Genomic DNA, 18,328 nt, shown 5'->3' with positions numbered 1-18,328 from the left:
CGCACTACCACCACTTCTCCGGTTCGATCGGCCGGCAGCCTGCTCGATTATGTGGGAGGCGCGGAAGAGCGTCTCTTCCTCGAACGGCCGTCCGATAAGCTGGAGACCGAGCGGCAGGCCCTTGCCGTCGAGACCTGCCGGCACCGCGATGCCCGGCAGGCCCGCCATGTTGACCGTCACGGTGAAGATGTCGTTCAGGTACATCTTCACGGGGTCGGCTGCCATCTCCTGGTCTGCGATGCCGAAGGCTGCAGAAGGCGTCGCGGGCGTCAGGATTGCGTCCACGCCCGCGTGAAAGACATCTTCGAAGTCCTTCTTGATGAGCGTCCGAACCTTCTGTGCCTGGACGTAGTAGGCGTCGTAGTAACCCGCCGACAGCACGTATGTGCCGATCATGATGCGGCGCTTGACCTCGCGGCCGAAGCCGGCGGCGCGGGTCTTTTCATACATGTCGATGATGTCCTTGCCGGGAACGCGCAGCCCGTAGCGCACGCCGTCGTAGCGCGCGAGGTTGGACGACGCCTCGGCGGGCGCAACGATGTAGTAGGCCGGCAGGGCGTATTTCGTGTGCGGCAGCGAGATGTCGACGATCTCCGCGCCGGCATCCTTCAGCCAGGCGATACCCTTCTGCCACAGCGCTTCGATCTCCTCCGGCATGCCGTCGACACGGTATTCCTTCGGGATGCCGATCTTCATGCCCTTGACCGACTGGCCAAGCGCGGTCTCGTAGTCAGGCACCGGCCGGTCGACCGAGGTCGTGTCCTTCGCGTCCACGGAAGCCATTGATTTCAGCATGATCGCCGCATCGCGCACGTCGCGGGTAATCGGCCCCGCCTGGTCGAGCGACGAGGCGAAGGCGACCGTACCCCAGCGCGAGCAGCGGCCATAGGTGGGCTTGATGCCGACCGTGCCGGTGAAGGCCGCCGGCTGGCGGATAGAGCCGCCTGTGTCGGTGGCGGTCGCGCCCGCGCAGAGGAAGGCAGAGACCGCCGCGGCAGAGCCGCCCGAAGATCCGCCCGGCACGAGGTCGACGTTGGAGCCCTTCGCCCGCCAGGGATTCTTGACCGGTCCGTAGTAGGAGGTCTCGTTCGACGAGCCCATGGCGAACTCGTCCATGTTGAGCTTGCCGAGCATGACTGCGCCGTCGGCCCACAGATTGGCCGTCACCGTCGATTCGTAGCGCGGCTTGAAGCCGTCCAGAACGTGGCTGGCAGCCTGCGTGTGGACGCCTTCGGTGGCAAAGAGGTCCTTGATGCCGAGCGGAATACCCTCCAGCGCGCCGCCTTTGCCGGCGGCCAGCCGCTCGTCGGACGCCTTTGCCATCTCGCGCGCCTTGTCGTGGGTCACGGCGACATAGGCGTTGAACGTCTCGTTCGCGGCATCGATCGCGCCGAGATAGGCATCGGTCAGCTCGATCGCCGAGATGTCCTTGGCGTGCAGGCGGTCGCGGGCTTCTGCAATGGTCAGGTGCGTCAGATCGGTCATGAATCGTCCGTTCAGGCTGCCGCGGGCGCGGCGGTCAGGTCTTTGCGATAGAATGTAGAATAGGGATTGTCCGGGTAGTCGGCGAATGCACCACTGCGCCGGTAACCGGCGCGCTCATAGACGCGCCGCGCGGCACCATAGCCCTCGCCTCCGGTCTCGAGCGCCAGATGCGTCAGGCCCTCGGCTGCGGCCAGTTCCTCGATCGCCACCAGCATCAAGCCGGCAACGCCCCGCCCCTGGGCGGCGGGCCGCACATACATGCGCTTGATCTCGCCAAACCCGCCGGCATGGCGCAGCAGTGCGCCGCAGCCGACGGCCTCGCCGTCCAGCCGCGCCACCCAAACGGTTGTTTCAGGCCCTGCCATTTCGTCGGCCGTCATGCGGAAGTTGAATTCCTCGGGGTTTTCGGGTTCCTGCGCGCTGAGCGCGCCGTTCAGCTCCGCGACGAGCGTGCGGACATCGTCCTGCAACGGCGTCTCGACCGCGATCTCGACGGCCATGGCAAGCTACTCCACAACCTTGGGAACGAGGAAGAAATTCTCTTCCGTGGCGGGCGCGTTGGCGACGATGTCGGCAGCCTTGCCGCCGTCGGTGACGCGGTCTTCCCGCTTCTTCATCTCCATCGGGATTACGGAGGTCATCGGCTCGACGCCGCTCACATCCACCTCGCCGAGTTGCTCGACAAACCCCAGGATCGTGTTGAGCTCGCCAGTCATGCGGCCGGCTTCTTCTTCGGTCACGGCGATGCGGGCGAGACGCGCCACGCGCTTAACGGTGTCGATGTCGACGGACATGGTGCGCTCCGGCGATTGGAAGGAAAATCACAAGCCCGCGCTATACCGGCGCAGCCGGCACAGCGCAACATGCAAGCCGGCTGCCGCGCCGGTCACACCTCGAAAGCCTCGCCGATCTTCGGCGTCAGCACTTTGGCAGAGGCCCCTTCCATGCCGGCGATGAACTTGTCCGCCGTCTGGTCGATGATGCCGAACGAAGCGTAGTGCGCCGGGATCACCGTCTCGAAGTCGAAGAAACGTCGGCAGGCGAGCGCCGCCACTGCGCCGCCCATCGTGAAACGGTCGCCGATCGGCACGATGCCGACCGCCGGCTGATGCAGCTCGTTGATCAGCGCCATGTCCGAGAAGATGTCGGTATCGCCCATGTGATAGAGCGTCTTGTCGTCCGGGAAATGCAGGACCAGGCCGGTCGGATTGCCGAGAAAGACGTTGATGCCCCCTTCCCGACTGAACGACGAGGAGTGGATGGCATTGACGAATGTCGTCGTGAACCCGCCGCAATCGACGGTCCCGCCGTGGTTGCCGGGGTTGACCTTGCTCTCGTCCACGCCCTGGCCAACCAGATACTCATAGATCTCGAAGCTGGAGACGAGCATCGCGCCGGTCTTCTTCAGAATCGGCAGCGCGTCGCCCAGGTGGTCGTTGTGGCCATGCGTGATGAGAACGTGGGTGACACCCTCGGCCGGCCCCTCCCAGCCGCCATCCCATGACGGGTTATCGGTCAGGAACGGATCGATCAGGATATTGGCTCCGCCTGCCTCTACGCGGAATGCGGCATGGCCGTACCAGGTCAGCTTCATCAGAACACCTCTGCAACTCGCTTTTCGATACCGTGAAGGATAGAACCGCGCTTGTGCAAGTCAAAGAGGAAGGCAATCACGTGGCTGTTGCGGATATCGGCGAGGTTCCCGCCCTCATCGCGCCCGGTGGACGGCTCGCCGGCCTCGACCTCGGCACCAAGACCATCGGGGTGGCGGTCTCCGACGCGGGGCTATCGTTTGCCCATCCGCGCCCCATGATCGCGCGCCGCAAGTTCACGCAGGATGCCCAGGCGCTGCTGGTGCTGCTGCAGAAAGAGGCGGTCAGCGCCGTCATCATCGGCCTGCCAGTCAACATGGACGGGTCGGAGGGGCCGCGCGTTCAGGCGACCCGCGCCTTCGTGCGCAACATGGAGAAACTCACCGAACTGCCCTTCGTCTACTGGGACGAAAGGCTGTCGACGGTGGCAGCGGAGCGGGCGCTACTTGAAATGGACGTATCCCGGCGCAAGCGCGACGAACGGATCGATTCGGCGGCGGCGGCCTTCATTCTGCAGGGGGCACTGGACCGGCTTCGGGCGCTACGGTCGGCTGCCGGCTAGCGTTCCACCAGGCAATTATGTCGCGGCGCCTGCGGAAGGCGTAGATTGCGAAGATCACCACCGTATCGACGACGCAGGCACGCGCCACCAGCGGCGGGATCGTCTGCGGGTCGATGCCCAGCAGATTCCCGTAGAAGCCGAACGCGAAGTCATGCACCGGCCGGCTGAGGAATGTCAGGCCGAAATTGATGTCGTTGTACGACAGGTAGAACCAGCCCCAGAAAAGCCCCATCGGCACGGCCCAGAAAAGAAGAATGTAGCGCATCAGCCGTCGCTCTCCACGATCTCGGGTCCTTGCCGCGACAGTCGCGACAGCATCGAGCCGTGGGCGGCGCCAACGGCGAGACGGCGCGCAACGGCGCTCGAATAATCCACGGACCGCGGTTTGCGTTCCGCTGCCTCGGCACGGATCACAAGATAAGTGGCCGCAAGGGCTGCGAGCTGCATGGTGGATGCCGCGCCGGGCGTCGAAGAGCCCGCTACGACCGCCTGCTCCACGGCAACCGCGCCGGACACCAGAACGGCCGCGCTCAGGGCCAGCCTTGCCACGTCGTCCACGCCCTCGTCGCGGTGTCCCAGGGCGGCGAACGCAGTCCACAGGAACAGCAGCGCCACCAGGGCCTGCGCTACAGCCATGGCCGTATCGAACAGATCGGGTGCATGAATGCCCGCCAACAGCCCGGCCACGCCGCACGCACCGACCGCGAAGACGACCGTCCAATAGGCTGCCAGACTTGTAATGAGAATCTTCTGCATGCGGTCCCTGCTCGGCGAGAATCGAAACTGGACGCTGGCCGCGTTAACCGCAATTGAAACCATTCGTTAAGGTTAACGTACGAGCTTGAGGGAGCGTTTGTCCCCTGCTGGGCTATCAGGCTTGTGCCGCTGCCACGCTTTACAGGGCGGATGACGCTGCCTATGCCGGGGTCGATCCCTCCTGTCCGGTCCGCCTTGCCTGCCATGCTCGCCATCTTCGAAAGCATCCTCCCCATCTTTCTCATCATCGTGCTGGGCAATCTCCTGCGCCGCACGTCGATAACCAGCGACGACGGCTGGCGCGGACTGGAACAGGTCAGCTACTGGGTGCTGTACCCTACCCTGCTGTTCGCCACGATCATTCACGCGGACTTCTCGGGATTGCGGCTCGACGCGATGCTCATCGCGCTTCTGGCCACGATCGCGATCATGGCAGTGCTGGTGCTGGGGAGCTGGCCGCTGTGGCGGCCCAGCGGCGCTGCGACCCCCGGTGAATTCTCGTCCATGTTCCAGAGCGCGCTGCGCTGGAACGGCTTCATTGCGCTTGCCGTTGCACAAAAACTGTTTCCGCCGGCCGCGAGCGCCGTGGTCGCGCTGGCCATGGCCGTCATCATCATCCCCCTCAATGTGATGTCGGTCGCCGTCGTCGCGCGCTTTGGGAGCCGGGATGCGGACTGGGGAAAGGTCATGCGTGCGACGGCGACCAACCCGCTCATCGTCGGCGTCGCGGCCGGCATCGTTCTGCGCTTCCTCCCCGGCGGCCTCTACGCCCCGCTTGACGACGCGATCGGGCTCATCGCCTCGGCCGCCATCGGCATGGGGCTGATCTCGGTCGGCGCCGGCCTGCGGCCCGCCGACATGTTCCGGCTGAGGGCGGCGATCTGGTTTCCGGTCGTGCTCAAGCTCGCAGTGCTGCCGGCCATCCTTTGCCTGATCGGCTACGGGCTCGGCGTGCGCGGCCCGGAACTCGTCTATCTGGTGCTGTGCGGATCGGTGCCAACCGCCATGAACGGCTACATGCTCGCCCGTCAGCTCGGCGGCGACGCCGAGTTCTACGCCGCGGTCACGACGCTTCAGACGGTGCTGGCGGTGCTCACGATGCCGGCAGCGCTCGCCATCGCCACTCAGCTCAGCTCGGGATAGAGCGTATCCACGATGACGACGCGCGTCGTGGCGGGCGTCCAGCATGCCGTAGGTTGTGCGCCATTGGCCGGCGAGGCGTGATTCCACAAACGCATCCGCAATCTGCCCTGCCCCCTGCCTGCGAAGCTCCGCAGCCGCCGCCGAAATGGCAAGCTGCTCGGTCAGGATGCGGGCCGAACCTTCATCGGAGCTAGCCACCTGCAAGGCCGCGCGCAGCACGCCCACGGTGCCCTTGCCAGCCGGTCCGAGGTCCCGGCCGATGCCACCCAGCACTTCGTCGAAAAGCTGCGGCGCGCGGCGCAGGACGCGCAGCACGTCGAGCGCCATGACGTTGCCCGAGCCTTCCCATATCGCGTTGACCGGCGCCTCGCGGTAGTAGCGCGCCAGCGGCGCTTCCTCGACATAGCCGTTGCCGCCCAGGCATTCCATCGCCTCATAGAGCAATGCCGGCGCGATCTTGCAGACCCAGTATTTGACCACAGGCGTCATCGAGCGCGCGAAAGCCGCCTCACCCGGATCGTTGGCCGCCTCGTCGAAGGCGCGCGCCAGCCGCAGCGACAGCGCAGTTGCGCCGGCCACGTCGAGCGCCATGTCGGCCAGCACGCGCTGCATCAGCGGTTGCTCGAACAGCGGTGTGCCGAAGGCATGGCGGTGACGCGTGTGATGGACGGCCTCGGCAAGTCCGGCCCGCATCAACCCGGCATTGGCCACGGCGCAGTCCAGCCGCGTCAGCGTCACCATGTCCATGATGGTCTTGATGCCGGCGCCGGGCTCGCCGACCATTTCGGCAATCGCACCTGAAAACTCGACCTCGGAAGAGGCGTTGGAGCGATTTCCGAGCTTGTCCTTGAGACGCTGGAAGTGCAGCCCGTTATCGGATCCGTCCCCGAGGATGCGCGGCACGAGGAAGCACGAAAGGCCCTCGTTCGCCTGCGCCAGCATCAGGAAGGCGTCCGACATTGGCGCCGACATGAACCATTTGTGGCCGGTCAGCCGGTAGAAGCCGCCACCGGCGCGCTCGGCGCGTGTGGTGTTGGCGCGCACATCGGTGCCGCCCTGCTTCTCCGTCATGCCCATGCCGAGCGTCAGGCCGGTCTTCTGCACCGGCGGCTTCTGGCTCTGGTCATATTTGCGCGTCGTCACCCGTGGCGCCCACTCGCGGAACAGCTTGGTGTTCGCCATCAAGGCGGCCAGCGACGCGCTCGTCATGGTGATGGGGCAAAGATGCCCGCATTCGAGCTGCGCGGTCAGGTAGAATCGCGCCGCGCGCACCTGATGGCGCTTGCCGCTCTCGGCCGGGTTGTTCTCCCACACCGAAGAATGCAGTCCCACGGCCACCGAACGGCGCATCAGCGCATGATAGGCCGGATGAAACTCGACGAGGTCGATGCGCCGCCCCTGCCGGTCGTGCGTCCTGAGCTTCGGCGTTTCCGTGTTCGCGAGCCGCGCCAACTCCTGCGCCTCGGCCGAACGCACATAACGGCCAATCTGGTCGAGCTCGCGCCGAACCGGCTCCGAATAGGTTTCCGCCAACTGGACCAGCAGCGGGTCGGCGCGCCACGCGCTCGTCCCGGCCAGCGGCGGACTTTGGTTCAGTACCTCATGCGTCAAGTCGTCAACTCCGGGATGAGACGATTCCAGAAGGATGGCTCACAGTTACAGGCAAAGTACCTATGGTTGCGAGGAAATTCCGGTGGATGCGCGCAAGCGCGCTTGCGGCGTCGCCCACCCTTGCCTATAGCACGGCTTTGATATGACCGAGCGCGCCGCCTTCCCGCTTTTTCCGCACCGCCACCTGCTCGGCGTCAAGGACCTGTCTCCTTCCGATATTGAATTACTGCTCGATCGCGCCGACGAAGCCGTCGCGATTTCGCGTCAGTCGGAAAAGAAGACGTCGACGCTGCGCGGACGGACCCAGATCAACCTCTTCTACGAAGCCTCGACCCGCACCCAGTCGTCTTTCGAACTGGCCGGCAAGAGGCTCGGCGCCGATGTGATGAACATGTCAGTGTCCTCGTCGTCAGTGAAGAAGGGCGAAACGCTCATCGACACGGCGATGACGCTCAATGCCATGCGGCCGGACATCCTCATCATCCGCCACGCTTCGGCGGGCGCTGCGGCATTGCTGGCGCAAAAGGTCGGCTGCTCCGTGGTCAATGCGGGCGACGGCGCGCACGAGCACCCGACGCAGGCGCTGCTCGACGCGCTTACGATCCGCCGGGCGCGCGGCAAGATCGCGCGGCTGACCGTGGCGATCTGCGGCGACGTTCGCCATTCGCGCGTGGCACGCTCCAACATTCTTCTTCTCAACGCTCTCGGTGCGCGCGTGCGCGTCGTCGCGCCCTCGACGCTGCTGCCCGCAGGCATCGGCGAGATGGGCGTCGAAGTCTTCACCACGATGAAGGAAGGTCTTGCCGGCGCGGATGTCGTGATGATGCTGCGGCTGCAGCGCGAGCGCATGGAAGGCGCCTTCGTGCCGTCGGTGCGCGAATATTTCCGCTATTACGGGCTCGACGCAGAGAAGCTGAAAGCGGCAAAGGAAGACGCTCTAGTTATGCATCCCGGCCCGATGAACCGAGGCGTCGAGATCGCCTCCGAAATCGCCGACGGACCGCAGAGCGTCATCCAGGAACAGGTGGAGATGGGCGTCGCCGTGCGTATGGCAGTGATGGAGGCGCTGCTCGACCCACGCCGCAACCCGGAAGGGCAAGCGGCATGAGCGTCACGGTCTTTCACAACGCCCGCATCGTCGATCCCTCTCGCAGTCTGGACGAACCCGGCACCGTCATCGTCGACGGCGACACTATCAAGGCGGCCGGCGCTTCGGCGCTTAATCAGGGCACGCCCGAGGGCGCGGAGGTCGTCGATTGTACCGGCAAGGCGATCCTGCCCGGCCTCGTCGACGCACGCGTCCACATCGGAGAGCCGGGTGGCGAACATCGCGAGACCATAGCTTCCGCGAGTGTGGCAGCGGCGGCAGGCGGCGTTACCTCCATCGTCATGATGCCGGACACCGATCCAGTCATAGACGACGTGGCGCTGGTCGAGTTCGTTCTACGCACGGCCCGCGACACGGCGATCGTCAACGTCTTTCCCGCCGCCGCCGTCACACGCGGCCTCAAGGGTCGGGAAATGACCGAGTTCGGCCTGCTGCGCGAGGCCGGCGCCGTCGCCTTCACCGAAGGTCGGCACACAATCGCCAATTCGCTCGTGATGCGCCGCGCGCTGACCTATGCGCGCGACTTCGGCGCGGTCATCGACCACGAAACGCAGGATCCCGACCTGGCGGCCGCCGGCGTGATGAACGAAGGGCTGTTTGCGAGCTGGCTTGGGCTCGCCGGCATTCCCCGCGAGGCCGAGGCGATCCCGCTCGAGCGCGACCTCATGCTCGCACGGCTGACGCGCAGCAACTATCACGCAGCCAAGATTTCTACGGCGATGTCGGCGGCGGCGATCGCACGTGCCAAGGATGACGGCGCGGCGGTGACGGCTGGCGCATCCATAGCCAGCCTGTCGCTCAATGAGCACGACGTCGGCGAATATCGCACCTTCTTCCGGCTATCCCCGCCGCTGCGCGCCGAGGAAGACCGGCTCGCCATGGTCGAGGCGCTGCGCGACGGCACGGTGGACATTCTGGTGTCGTCGCACGACCCGCAGGACGTCGACACCAAACGCCTGCCCTTTGCGGATGCGGCTTCCGGCGCGATCGGGCTCGAGACGCTGCTGGCGGCAGCGCTGAGGCTGCATCACAACGGTGATGTGCCGCTGATGCGCCTTGTCGATGCGATTTCGACTGCACCCGCCAAACGCTTCGGCCTGCCGGGCGGCACGCTTGCGCCGGGCGTACCGGCCGACCTGATCGTGGTCGATCTGGACGAGCCGTGGCTCGTTCGCGAGCAGGACATCCGGTCGCGGTCGAAGAACACCTGCTTCGAAGGCGCGCGCCTTCAAGGCAGGGTCTTGCAAACGCTCGTTGCTGGCCGCACAGTCCATCGGCTTTGAACTGACATCTTGCCGAGAGGGGAACCTTGGCCTTGACGCCCGTCATCATCGCGCTCGCATTCGGCTATCTGCTCGGGTCGATTCCGTTTGGGCTGCTGATCACGCGCGCCGCCGGCCTGGGCGACGTGCGCAAGATCGGCTCCGGCAATATCGGCGCGACCAACGTGCTTCGTACCGGCAACAAGAAGCTGGCGGCGCTGACCCTGCTCCTCGATGCGCTCAAGGGCACGGTTGCGGTGCTTATTGCGGCGCGCTGGGGGCTGGAACCCGGAATAGCCGCCGGCATCGGCGCCTTTCTCGGCCACCTCTTTCCGGCATGGCTCGGCTTCAAGGGCGGCAAGGGTGTCGCGACCTATCTCGGCGTGCTGATCGCCTTTGCCTGGCAAGGCGCGCTGGCTTTCGCCGTTGCATGGCTCGCGGTGGCCTTCCTGTCGCGCTATTCGTCGCTTGCCGCCCTTGTCGCCGCCGTTGTCTCGCCGATCGCGTTCTACCTGCTTGGCCTGCCCGCTTATGCCGGCGCCGTTGCCCTCATGAGCGTGCTGGTCTTCATCAAGCACCGCGCCAACATTTCAAGATTGCTTGCCGGCACGGAATCGAAGATCGGGGCCAAGGGATGAACGGCGCGCCGTCGGCTGGCCCCAGGCTTTCCGACCGGCAGCGGCTCCACTGGCTTCGCCTGATTCGCACCGAGAATGTCGGGCCGGCCTCCTTTCGCGATCTCATCAATCGTTTCGGATCGGCCGAAGCGGCAATCGCCATGCTGCCGGAACTTGCGTCGCGCGGCGGTGCGAAGCGACAATCGCGCATTCCATCCGAACGGGAAGCTGAAGCCGAACTGGAGGCGGCACAGAGATTCGGAGCCAGGTTCGTTGCGGTCGGCGAGGCCGACTATCCGCCGATGCTGCGCCGAATGGACTTGCCGCCACCGATCATCGCGGTGAAGGGAGACACAGCGGTTGGCCATATGCCTGCCATCTCCATCGTCGGCGCACGCAACGCTTCCGCGGCGGGCGTGCGGATGGCGCGCATGCTTTCCGGCGAGATCGGGCGCGAGGGCTACGCGATCGTGTCCGGACTGGCGCGCGGAATCGATGCCGCCGCCCATACCGGCAGCCTTGGCACCGGCACCATCGCCGTGCTCGCCGGCGGACTCGACAAGCCTTGACGGTCATTCCACAAAGAAAGTAGGACGGTTTCCGAAAGCACATTTGGAGCCGTACACATGCTGCAACCTCGTGACCTCAAAGGCCGCACCGCAATTTCATATGCCCGATGGTCATCTGGCCGACAGGCCCAGGGTGACAGCCTCCGCCGTCAGTCCGAGAACGCGTTAGAGTTTTGCGCGACATACGGCCTCGCGCTTGATCAGCAGCTAGTTGACGATGGTGTATCCGCATTCAAAGGCGCGAACCTTGAGGCAAGCCTTGGCCAATTCGTAGCTGACGTTAAGGCGGGCAAGATTGCCAACGACTATGTGCTCATTGTCGAAAACATCGACCGTATAACCCGCGTGAAGCCGACCCGCGCTGTCCGCTACTTCCTCGACTTGCTGGACACCGGCCTCACCTTGGTCACCCTCACTGACGGTCGGGTGCATACGGCAGAAGGGTATGACGACAATTTCGCCAACCTGCTGATGTCACTCATGGCAATGCAAGCCGCTCACGAATACAGCGACAAGCTGTCGAAGCGTATCGGAGCGTCGTGGGCAGGTAGAGTCCAGCGCGCCAAGCAGGGTGAGCGCCTCAAGATTTCTAAGGTGCCCTTTTGGATCGACCAGAAAACACAAGGCCTCAATGAGCGCGCCGACGATGCCCGCTTGATCTTCCGGCTCGCCACAGAGGGCCACGGGCAGTGGGCAGTCACCAATCACCTAAACGAGAACGGCATTCCGTCTCCCCGAGGAGGCACTTGGGGAAAGAGTATGGTCCAAGACACGCTCAAATCCAAAGCTGCCTATGGGTCACTGGTCCTCAAGGGCGAGGAGATTAAAGGATACTTCCCAGCGCTCATCAGCGACACCCAATGGCTCGCAATCCAAAGCCGCCAGAGAGTCCGACACCAGAACCCGCAAGCCGGGAACACGACAAACCTGTTCCCTCGCCTCCTCCGTTGCGCCCATTGCGGCTCACCGATGGTTGTTACAACCACCAAAAGCGGCGGCAAGACGTGGCGCTATCTCATCTGCGAAGGCCGCGCACTGAAGCGGACGGAATGCACCGCTTTGAATTGGAGGTACGACGATTTCGAACGGGAGTTCATCGACCGCATCGGCTTCCTCGCGGTTCCTATACCGGCTGGCGAAGCGGTGTCGGTAGATACCCAGCGCGCGGCTGAGCTTGAGGGAGCCATTAGTGCCCTTGAGGAGCGCCACAAGAATGTCTTGGCGGGTGTGGCCGAAGCTGGAGACGCCGCAACCCGCTCTATTCTCCTCGACAGTGCGCAGTCCATTTCCGAGGAGACCCGACGGAAACGCAACGAGCTTGTCCAGTTGCGGGAGAGTGCCGCGAGGTTCCAACAGGCTGCTACCACAACTGTTGATTTCGCAGCGGACCTTGAGGAAATGCAGCGTCTCGCCACAGAGGACCGGGCGGAAGCGCAACGCATCATTGCCAACGTTGTGGAGCGTATTGAACTGGAGAGCGCCAGCAAGGACCTGAGGCGCGCCGTGGTGACCTTAAGGACCGGCCACGCTCATCAGATGGTTTTTGACGCCTCGGGGGCACCTTAGGTGACGGTGGAGAATACTACCTTAAGTCTCTGCGTCCTCAGGAGTTTCCTGGTGGCGCAGGGAATATGTCGTCATACAGGACATATCAAGATCACCGCCGACTATAGGCGCAGGTAATTGTTTCAATTCAATCGCCACCCCATTCAGAGAATACAAAGCGCAGCGCACAAGGCAATTTGGTGGGCGCTGGCATTCGACCGGCGATTTCCCCTCATACAGAGATAGCGAAGCGGCTCCTATACCGCCCAGAGGTATTGGCTTGCCATACAGAGTGGTCGAAGTTGCGGGGCGCACCCATGGACAGCCGAGCGACGACCGTCCCCCGCCAATTAGGTGTCCATATAGAGATACGAACGCCGCCTAGGTAATCATTCTCATTCAATTATGGCCTCATAAAGAGAATACCAAGCCTCGGCTAAGTAGGCTCTTCCGATATTAGCGATCCCTAAAGTCCTCATACAGAGAGGAGCAAGCTGCGTCTCGACTGCGCCGCTGCGCCCTCACGTCCGCTCTGTGTTTTTCTCTTGGTGGTCTGTTCTGTGATGTGTTGCAAAAATACCACAACCCTCCCAGCTCACTGCCGTTCACTCACACAAGGAACCCTTATGCCATCTACCGAACCCGAACGCTTCGCTGCGTCCGGTACGCGATCCCTCGCGGCCTCCTTTCCGTCTTTCGTAGCACCCCGGCTCAATCGGCCATACGAGGCCATGAGGCGCGCACAGTCAAGCCCAAGCGCATTCGCGTCAATGCTGCCATGCGCCATCTCGCATTCCGAGGAGCAATGGAGCCCGAGGGGGCATCCTTGGAAGCCCGCCGTCGCGTCCAACTCTACCACACGATTGACACGCACCTCCTCGCGGAAATGCTGGAGAACCTCTGGGCCTTCAGGCTCCTCTGGTGGAAGCCGTCTGACACGCTCTACATGAACTACGATAGGGTGAAGGCGCTGGTCGCGACCAATACTCACCGGCCCGAGGATGCCCGGTCCTTCATCCCCAAGGACTTCGCCACCCGCCAGACGCCCGAGGACATCTCAGCGTTCCGAGCGGGCACCTATACCGGACGGGCTGAGCGGGACTGATCCGCGCTGGATAGCACTGGCAAGGCCTAGCAGACCCGTCAACGAGCCCAGCGCACTCTTAGACTCAAACGCCGCCATACAGGCCCGTGGAGAGCCGTTGGCCTTTCTCCGCTCTACTACACCGCAGAGACCGCCAAGGGCTCCCAGCGGACTCCCTGACTCCCAGAAAGGAAACTTCATCATGACCGTTCCCCATCGGGAATGGCTCAACGACCATCGCCGCGCATCAGAGGCCCGAGGTGGTCGGCCATTTACCGCTAGCGAAGTTATCGGAGAGAGCTACCGCTACAATCGCGACCGAAAACACAACACGTCTCACATCGACGGTTTCCGCAATCGTACCAAGGGAGAAGTCGTCAACCCGCTCACGGGTGAGGTTGCCCGAAACTGTCTGACGATAGCGCGGACTGCCAAGTGGCTGAGCCTTCACCGCGACACCGAAATCACGACGCGCAAGCTGACTGTCGTCCTGGAGGAGATCGGCTGGATCAATCAGGTACTCACACCCCAGCAAGTGCCAATGGTTCAGGCCCCCGAACTCCGCAAGGTGGACTATCGGCACCGCCCCGAGGCAACCCAAGTGGCCGTTCGCGACAACATACTCATCCCGCTCACCATCAAGAGAGACGGCAAGAATATCGACATGATCCTTGTGACGCCCGAGGGGCAACTCAGGTTGTCTCGGGAGATCACCGAGCGGCTGAAGGAGCGCAAGCGGACCCGCAAGGCCCGAGCGATCATCAAGCATCTGGTCGACCAAGGACGACGACAGGCCGAGATTGTCGAACTCACAGGCTACTCAAAACAGGCGGTCTCCTATCACATGAAGCAACTGGCAGTGGCCGCATAATACATTAGCAGATGCTAAGTAAAAAAAATCGTGCTGGTGCATAGATAAGGAACTCAGGTTGAACTTGAGTTGCCCCTTGGCTGGTACTGCTCACAGACCACCACCCATCAATCCCTATCTGGTGTCGCCGTCGGACCCTCATCGTTGAGACGGGCTTTGCCCGTTCATGAGACCCCCGACCGAGACCACCAGCAACCCAAGACAGACTGCGTTGGGGAAGACAGAAATGAGGACCATCCTCTTTGTCTTCCATGATTGGTCTCCTCCTCTGTCGTCTCCAGCTTGCTAGGCCTCGCGTTCCGTAGGCCCGGCAAAGCTTGACGAAAGACCGGTCGCCAGACCGGCCCAGCTCACGGCTCCCCTACGTTCCGCGAGTTACTCCCCCGCTGCCATGCGGCAGCTTGCGCCGCTTGCTTGCGGCCTACTACCACCACCCCATGGAAACCTCATGGCATCTCCCGTCACGCGGGGCACTCCACGCGACTGGCGCGTAGGAGCCCAAGCCCCCAATAACGCGGCCCAGCTTAAGCGCCGCCAGACCCTCAACGAAACCCAGCCCTGCCAGTGCCCCGGCTGTTCCCGCAATCGCGCCGGTGTCTCCCGCTACTGTGGTCCCCACCGCGACGAGGCATCCCGCCATGGCGATCCCTTGGCTCGGCTTCCGGCTCGCAACGAACTTGTGATCCTCAAGAAGGCCATGGCGATCTACCTTGAGACCAACCCACGACTCGCCAAGCAGATCGCTGGGGACCTCAAGGCACTCGATGCCCGCAAGGTCCTCCCTCGGTCCTTCATGCTCGGTCCCTCCGACATCCACCGGGGCCTCCCCCAGATCGCCAAGGCCCACGGGCTGCTCGCCAACTGGCAGCACAAGCATGGGCGGTCCTATACCGAGGCCGTCACCCACGCCATGGCGCTCATTGGGTGGATGGCCATCTACTACGGCAATACCGGCTCGCCACGCAGTGCCGGGGTCTATCGGAGAACCGGGAGCGGTTCCTCCAGACCCGTGCGGGTGCCCTTCTGGGGGACTTCCGCAAGACAATCGGTCCAGACGCAAAGGGCCGCACAACCACGCTCATCAAGGATGTCTCAGGGGCAACCCGGCGACACCTTGGGCGCGACTCCATCCGAAATGCCCGCGAGATTTACGGCAAGGACTTCTGGTCTTCGCCGGTCTCAACGGTCGATGGCCAGGACATGACCATCCTCGATTACGCGAAAGCGGCCCTGAGAGCCCGCCAAGCTGCTTTGACAGCAGCGCGAACCGAAAGACACGACATGACACAGCACGACTACGACAACGGCTCCATGAGCCTCCCGAACCCCATGGACCCGGCTTCCGGCTGGACCGAGCAACCCTCCAATGGTGGCTATGGCATCGCCCACGCTCCCGACACGGCACCCGAGGGCACCGTCTTCGTTCCCGGTCTCAACACCTACGTGGACGCGGACGTTGCCGCCTCGCTGGGTCTCGGGGCTCCTCAGGCCACCCGAGAAGACGGAACCCCAGCGCCTACCGCCCTTGATCCCCGTGCCGTCCCAGCCGGTGGTGATCCTGACGAATGGGTCTCCGACGAGGACCTTGGCGAACTCTCCGACGAGGAACTTGAGGCACTCAAGGAGGAGCTGGAGGTGGAGGCCGAACGCGAGCCGCCGCTCTCCGAGACGTTTGACGACATTGCCGACTGCTTCGACCCGGCGACCCTCAATGATGCCATGTCCAATCTGGTGGCCTCAGGGGACCCTCAGGACTCCATTGCCCGCATCGCTGAGGCCACTGGCCTAGACCACGCCATGGCCGCACAGGTGGCCCAGACAGCCGTTGACGAGGTCGCGGACTACGCCTCCGAGGCCATCGGTGGAGACCGCTGGTCTTCGCTCGTCTATGCGGCGTCCCGCACTCCTGATCCCTTTGCCCGTCGTGTGGTCGCTGACTTCGTGACCGGCAAGCTTTCCCCGGCGAAGCTGGGGGACGCCTACGACATGTGGTGGCATTCGCTGCCCGACGCAGACGAAGAGTAAGCGACACCATGCTTGACCTCGCCTGTTCCCTGTACCTCGCATCGCTCGTGCTCTGCGCAGTGATCGCGCTGGTCTCCTAGAACCACAACCCGAGAACCAAAATGGAAACGATCATCACCGGTCTGCGTGACGCAGCCACCGCACTTGCCGCACTCGGCACCTACCACAACCCCAGCGTCCGAGAGATTGAGCGCGTCATCAAGCGCCTTGAGACCTCCCAGAGCATCGCCACCGGCATCACGCCGTCCGAAGAAAACCCAGAGGAGGCCTGATACACATGGCCCGTACAACGAAGAAGACCACTCCCAGCTCCGTCGAAACCCGCGAGGAACTCCTCGCCAAGCTTGAAGCACTCGACACCAACGCCGAAATCGCGCGCCTCAAGGATGAGGTGAAGCGGCTGGAGGCTCAGGTTGCCGACCTCATCGCCCAACGCAAGCAGTTGTCCGACGACAACGCCCAGTGGGTGCGGGATTTCGAGGCTATCGCCAGGGTGGTTCGCCCCATCGACAACCGCAGGACCGTCAGGATCACCTACGGCGCGCCGGTGACAGCGTCTCCTAGCCCAACGCCCGGTGCAGTACCGGCCCGCAATCTGGCCGCTGGGGCACCTAAGGTGTCTCAGGGTGAACTCGGAAAGTTCTTCCCGGAGCTTTCGGGTCCGAGTGTCCCGGTAACCGCCGACGATGCGCCGACGTTCAATGATGATGTCGGCGGTGAGACCGTTGCGGCATCCGACAAAGCGACCGCCGAATAGGGCCTATTGAATTTGGTGAGCTGCTCGGCGGCAGCGCAGGGAGACCGTTCCTCCTCAGGTGATCAAATGGTGTCTTGGTACTCCTTGCGCTGCTCCCCGGCAGCTCGCCGATTGCTACCGCTCCCCGTCCCATAAGCACGGGACCTTATCTCACCCCGCCGCTTTATCACACCGGGCGCTTCCATTCGGAGGTCCGCGCTGTTTGATCGCAGCTAAGGGGGAGCGGTAGTGTCCGTCTCAGACGGCAGTCACTTGGAAATCATCGGTGCCTTGAGGTGCATGGTCCCAGCCATAGGCACAAGCGTCCCAATGAGACTCTTGGGCCGTCAAGGCCTCCCCGATGGTCTCACAGCGCTCATTGTAGAATACGATCTTGAATTGTTGCATGTCGACTTCCTCTCGCTGCATGTAGCCGCTGGGAGCGGCGTGGCGGAATTGCCGACACCCATATTTCACATTGCCCCAACGAAAAATAACATTATTTTTGAAGACTCTACGCTAGTGGAGAGGATTGGGGGAACAATGAGCGGAACAGATTCGTCAGACGCCGATCAGGTGCCGACTTCTGGTGTCATTAAATTTATTTCTTTTGTGATAGCTGCGGTTTCAGCAGGTGGGTTGTTATACGCATCGATCTTGATTGCTCATAATTTTGTCGCGGACCAGTATCGTACGTCAGACACGCTTGTATACCTTGAGTGCGATTCTGACGGACCCATCGCGACTGCAGAATTGAGGAGGTGGGAATCGAAAGGCGGCGAACCGTTAGAGGTTGTCCTGTCCCAATTCTATCGCGGCGAGATTGAATGCGGTGATGCGCTCGGTTTTGAGCAATACAAGGTTCCGTCGAAGGGCTGGCGCGAGCTTCTATATTTGTTCCTCACCAGCCCATGGACCATGGTCCCAATCGGCTACGTTGCGTTCTTGGTGTACCGGTTCTCCCTACGCGGGTTTGGCGGGAACGTTTCCGAAGAACAACGCTGACAGGCGCGGAGCGCAGCCAGCATCCGTGTCGTGATGATCGACGGGGACCCGTGGTTCGTGGCGTCGGACGTTTTCAACGCGCTCGACTATCCGAGGGGCTCGCGGTCGTACCAGTTGGGCCAGTTGAAACCAGATGAGGTAGGGGGTCTTAAAAATTCAGACCCGTGGGGGTCACCAGAGTTTCAAGAGCATTTCCGAGAGCGGTCTCTACAAGCTCATCATGCGCAGCGACAAGCCCGAGGCGAAGGCCTTTCAACGCGCCGTAGGCGCTAGGACTGGGTCACCCGAGTGGTCCTTCCGGCCTCCGCAAGGACGGCGGGTACATCGTCGGGGAGGAGAAGGTCTCGACCGGCAATA

Annotated in this window: 18 protein-coding genes and 4 pseudogenes; 14 read left to right on the top strand and 8 right to left on the bottom strand. The window is 63.1% G+C overall.

Annotated features, from left to right (window positions below; all coding sequences use genetic code 11):
- Positions 1 to 4 precede the first annotated feature (4 nt).
- The 4 genes and pseudogenes from gatA to HK436_RS16120 form a co-directional block, all read right to left on the bottom strand.
- Positions 5 to 1,485: pseudogene (gene gatA, locus HK436_RS16135) on the bottom strand (Asp-tRNA(Asn)/Glu-tRNA(Gln) amidotransferase subunit GatA).
- Positions 1,486 to 1,496: 11 nt separating this feature from the next.
- Positions 1,497 to 1,985 (bottom strand): GNAT family N-acetyltransferase, encoded by a 489-nt coding sequence (locus tag HK436_RS16130; protein ID WP_173191387.1) that lies wholly within the window; start codon positions 1,983 to 1,985, stop codon positions 1,497 to 1,499.
- 6 nt (positions 1,986 to 1,991) lie between these two features.
- Positions 1,992 to 2,279: an Asp-tRNA(Asn)/Glu-tRNA(Gln) amidotransferase subunit GatC gene (gatC, locus tag HK436_RS16125; RefSeq protein ID WP_173191385.1), complete on the bottom strand. Its 288-nt coding sequence runs from the start codon at positions 2,277 to 2,279 to the stop codon at positions 1,992 to 1,994.
- A 92-nt stretch (positions 2,280 to 2,371) separates the two neighbouring features.
- Positions 2,372 to 3,079 (bottom strand): metal-dependent hydrolase, encoded by a 708-nt coding sequence (locus tag HK436_RS16120; RefSeq protein ID WP_173191383.1) that lies wholly within the window; start codon positions 3,077 to 3,079, stop codon positions 2,372 to 2,374.
- An 80-nt stretch (positions 3,080 to 3,159) separates the two neighbouring features.
- On the opposite strand from HK436_RS16120, the gene ruvX reads away from it, so the two are divergent.
- A complete protein-coding gene (ruvX, locus tag HK436_RS16115) occupies positions 3,160 to 3,639 on the top strand; it encodes a Holliday junction resolvase RuvX (RefSeq protein WP_173191381.1) in 480 nt (159 codons plus the stop codon).
- Here the strand turns inward: ruvX and HK436_RS16110 are convergent.
- Both HK436_RS16110 and HK436_RS16105 read right to left on the bottom strand, forming a co-directional pair.
- A complete protein-coding gene (locus tag HK436_RS16110; RefSeq protein WP_173191379.1) occupies positions 3,584 to 3,904 on the bottom strand; it encodes a DUF6105 family protein in 321 nt (106 codons plus the stop codon). The genes ruvX and HK436_RS16110 overlap by 56 nt on opposite strands.
- Positions 3,904 to 4,395 (bottom strand): hypothetical protein, encoded by a 492-nt coding sequence (locus HK436_RS16105; RefSeq protein WP_173191377.1) that lies wholly within the window; start codon positions 4,393 to 4,395, stop codon positions 3,904 to 3,906. The genes HK436_RS16110 and HK436_RS16105 overlap by 1 nt, the downstream gene beginning before the upstream one ends.
- 150 nt (positions 4,396 to 4,545) lie before the next feature.
- Between HK436_RS16105 and HK436_RS33045 the strand changes: the two genes are divergently transcribed.
- Positions 4,546 to 5,538, top strand: a complete 993-nt coding sequence (locus HK436_RS33045; protein WP_312860682.1) for an AEC family transporter — start codon at positions 4,546 to 4,548, stop codon at positions 5,536 to 5,538.
- Here the strand turns inward: HK436_RS33045 and HK436_RS16095 are convergent.
- Positions 5,520 to 7,149, bottom strand: a pseudogene (locus tag HK436_RS16095) (acyl-CoA dehydrogenase family protein). The gene HK436_RS33045 and the pseudogene HK436_RS16095 sit on opposite strands and share 19 nt — an antisense overlap.
- 142 nt (positions 7,150 to 7,291) lie before the next feature.
- On the opposite strand from HK436_RS16095, the gene HK436_RS16090 reads away from it, so the two are divergent.
- From HK436_RS16090 to HK436_RS16060, 7 genes and pseudogenes are all read left to right on the top strand, one after another.
- Positions 7,292 to 8,257 (top strand): aspartate carbamoyltransferase catalytic subunit, encoded by a 966-nt coding sequence (locus HK436_RS16090; protein WP_173191375.1) that lies wholly within the window; start codon positions 7,292 to 7,294, stop codon positions 8,255 to 8,257.
- Positions 8,254 to 9,540, top strand: a complete 1,287-nt coding sequence (locus tag HK436_RS16085) for a dihydroorotase (RefSeq protein ID WP_173191374.1) — start codon at positions 8,254 to 8,256, stop codon at positions 9,538 to 9,540. Before HK436_RS16090 ends, HK436_RS16085 begins: the two co-directional genes overlap by 4 nt.
- A gap of 26 nt (positions 9,541 to 9,566) precedes the next feature.
- Positions 9,567 to 10,157, top strand: coding sequence for a glycerol-3-phosphate 1-O-acyltransferase PlsY (gene plsY, locus HK436_RS16080; protein ID WP_173191372.1), 591 nt, complete (start codon positions 9,567 to 9,569; stop codon positions 10,155 to 10,157).
- A pseudogene (locus HK436_RS16075) lies at positions 10,154 to 10,702 on the top strand (DNA-processing protein DprA); the annotation flags it as partial. The gene plsY and the pseudogene HK436_RS16075, both read left to right, overlap by 4 nt.
- Before the next feature lie 60 nt (positions 10,703 to 10,762).
- Positions 10,763 to 12,271, top strand: coding sequence for a recombinase family protein (locus HK436_RS16070; protein WP_173191368.1), 1,509 nt, complete (start codon positions 10,763 to 10,765; stop codon positions 12,269 to 12,271).
- 805 nt (positions 12,272 to 13,076) lie between these two features.
- Positions 13,077 to 13,355 (top strand): hypothetical protein, encoded by a 279-nt coding sequence (locus HK436_RS16065; RefSeq protein ID WP_173191366.1) that lies wholly within the window; start codon positions 13,077 to 13,079, stop codon positions 13,353 to 13,355.
- A gap of 181 nt (positions 13,356 to 13,536) precedes the next feature.
- Positions 13,537 to 14,205, top strand: a complete 669-nt coding sequence (locus HK436_RS16060) for a helix-turn-helix domain-containing protein (protein WP_173191364.1) — start codon at positions 13,537 to 13,539, stop codon at positions 14,203 to 14,205.
- A 424-nt stretch (positions 14,206 to 14,629) separates the two neighbouring features.
- Here the strand turns inward: HK436_RS16060 and HK436_RS16055 are convergent, their stop codons facing one another.
- Positions 14,630 to 15,082, bottom strand: a complete 453-nt coding sequence (locus tag HK436_RS16055) for a hypothetical protein (RefSeq protein ID WP_173191362.1) — start codon at positions 15,080 to 15,082, stop codon at positions 14,630 to 14,632.
- 47 nt (positions 15,083 to 15,129) lie between these two features.
- Here HK436_RS16055 and HK436_RS16050 point away from each other — a divergent pair, with 47 nt between their 5' ends.
- The 5 genes and pseudogenes from HK436_RS16050 to HK436_RS32440 form a co-directional block, all read left to right on the top strand.
- Positions 15,130 to 16,230 (top strand): hypothetical protein, encoded by a 1,101-nt coding sequence (locus HK436_RS16050; protein ID WP_173191360.1) that lies wholly within the window; start codon positions 15,130 to 15,132, stop codon positions 16,228 to 16,230.
- Positions 16,231 to 16,331: 101 nt separating this feature from the next.
- Positions 16,332 to 16,502, top strand: a complete 171-nt coding sequence (locus HK436_RS16045) for a hypothetical protein (RefSeq protein ID WP_173191358.1) — start codon at positions 16,332 to 16,334, stop codon at positions 16,500 to 16,502.
- A 5-nt stretch (positions 16,503 to 16,507) separates the two neighbouring features.
- The gene (locus HK436_RS16040; protein ID WP_173191356.1) at positions 16,508 to 16,987 is read left to right on the top strand and encodes a cell division protein ZapB; all 480 of its coding nucleotides are present in this window, start codon (positions 16,508 to 16,510) and stop codon (positions 16,985 to 16,987) included.
- Between the two features lie 309 nt (positions 16,988 to 17,296).
- On the top strand, positions 17,297 to 17,971 hold the full coding sequence (locus HK436_RS16035; RefSeq protein WP_173191354.1) for a hypothetical protein: 675 nt from the start codon (positions 17,297 to 17,299) through the stop codon (positions 17,969 to 17,971).
- 178 nt (positions 17,972 to 18,149) lie between these two features.
- A pseudogene (locus HK436_RS32440) lies at positions 18,150 to 18,324 on the top strand (BRO-N domain-containing protein); the annotation flags it as partial.
- Positions 18,325 to 18,328: the final 4 nt, after the last annotated feature.

The sequence above is a fragment of the Neoaquamicrobium sediminum genome (assembly GCF_013240295.1).
GTDB classification, from domain to species: domain Bacteria; phylum Pseudomonadota; class Alphaproteobacteria; order Rhizobiales; family Rhizobiaceae; genus Aerobium; species Aerobium sediminum.
The sequence above is the reverse complement of the archived record's forward strand: the minus strand, read 5'-3'. Positions and strand labels throughout refer to the sequence as shown.